Source organism: Deinococcus rhizophilus (assembly GCF_030271215.1).
Classification (GTDB): Bacteria; Deinococcota; Deinococci; order Deinococcales; family Deinococcaceae; genus Deinococcus; species Deinococcus rhizophilus.
Map to the genome: position 1 here is coordinate 1 of NZ_JASNGB010000306.1, position 1,722 is coordinate 1,722.

Below are 1,722 nucleotides of genomic sequence, written 5' to 3' on the forward strand. Positions count from 1 at the left end.
CGTAGGACACCCCGAACTCCAGCGTGGCCGCCCCCGCCGCGCCGCCCAGCAGCGTGCCTGCGGCGAGTGCCCGCCGCGCCGCGCTCCTCCAAGCCTTGCCTGTCATGGGGGCAGCGTACTCCGGTCAGGCCCTCCGTCAGGCAAGCCCCAGGCGGGCGGGGTAGCGTGGGGACGTGAAGCGGCTCTCCCTTCTCTCCCTCCTCGCCGCGCCCCTGCTGGCGCTGCCCCTCTCCGGCTGTGCGCCGCTGGCCTCGCTGCAATCCGCAGTGCAGGTGCCCACCTTCGAGCTTCAGGGCGTGCGTCTGACCGGACTGAGCCTGCCGGGGGGCGGCAACCCGGCGACAGCCTCGGTCACGGTGGCCCTGCGGGTGGGCAACCCCAATCCCCTGCCGGTGCGCCTCGCGCGGGTGGACGCCCGCCTCGTGATCGACGGCGAGGACGTGGGCGCCGTCACCCTGCCGGGCGTGAACCTGCCCGCGCGGGGCGAGGGGCCGCTGGCCGCCGAGGTGCGGCTGCCCGTCACCCTGACGACCGCCGGGGCCTTCCTGCGGGTGGCGCGGGGGCAGGAGGTGGCCTTCCGGGTGGACGGCAGCTTCACCGCCGACTTCGGGCGGCTGGGACAGCCCAGCTTCGGGCCGTTCACGCTGGCGCAGGGCGTGTGGCAGCAACCGGCGATCCTGCCGTTTTGAGGGAGCCTTCCGCGCCAGCTTTCGCGCTGACCCCTGATAGCTTGCCCCCGTGACCCGGCCCCCCGACCTCTCCCCCTTCCCCGACCCCCAGCGGGCCTGGGCCTACCGCCCGGCCTCTCCCCTGCGCGGTGCCCCGGACGGGCCGCTCGCGGGGCTGACCTTCAGCGTCAAGGACCTGTTCGGCGTTCCCGGCTGGCCGCTGCAGGCGAGCACGCGGGCGCCGGTGCCGCAGGTCGGGGAGAGCGTGCTGGTGCGGCGGCTGCTGAACCTGGGCGCGTCGGCCCTGGGCAAGACGCACCTGCATGAGGTCGCGCTGGGGATCACGGGGCTGAACGGGTATGAGGGCACCGAGCACCCCTTCCTGCCTGGCCATGCCCCCGGCGGGAGCAGCAGCGGGGCGGCGGTCACGGTGGCGCTCTCACAGGTGGACTTTGCGCTGGGGACCGACACCGGCGGCTCCATCCGGGTTCCGGCGGCGTGGTGCGGGGTGGTGGGGTACAAGCCGACGAAGGGGCACCCGGCCTGGAGCACCGACGGCGTGCTGCCCCTCTCGCCCACCTGCGACCACGCGGGACCGCTCGCCCGCGACGTGGGCACGGTGGTGCGCGTCCACGAGGCACTGACGGGTGAGGCGGTCCCCGTGCAGGACTGGGCCGGGCTACGGGTGGGCCTGTGGCTGCCGGAGGACTGGGTCACGGACGAGGTCCGGGAGGCGGTGGAAGTCTTCGCCTCGGGCCTGGAGGCGCGGGGGGCGATCCTCTCGGCGGTGACGCTGCCCGAGATGCTGGGCGCCTACACGCCCATCGTGCTGAGCGAGGCGGCGGAGGTTCACCGGGAGGCGCTGCGGCTTTCCGAGCCCGGCTTCCTGCCCTTCACCCTGGCCTCGCTGCGGCAGGGAGAGGCGCTGGGCGCGGAGGAGGTGGCCGCCGCCCACGCCCGCCGGGAGGGGTACCGGGCGCAGGTGGACGCCCTGTTCGGAACCTGCGACGTGCTGCTCGCGCCCGCCGTGCCGACGCCGCCGCCCCCGCTGGGC

The 1,722-nt window shown here is 75.3% G+C and carries 2 protein-coding genes; both read left to right on the forward strand.

Going from position 1 to position 1,722, the window contains the following annotated elements:
• Positions 1 to 173: 173 nt before the first annotated feature.
• Positions 174 to 689 (forward strand): NDR1/HIN1-like protein, encoded by a 516-nt coding sequence (locus QOL99_RS16855; protein WP_285525534.1) that lies wholly within the window; start codon positions 174 to 176, stop codon positions 687 to 689.
• A 49-nt stretch (positions 690 to 738) separates the two neighbouring features.
• Positions 739 to 1,722: amidase (locus QOL99_RS16860; RefSeq protein ID WP_285525536.1), on the forward strand; the 984-nt coding region annotated here is incomplete at its 3' end.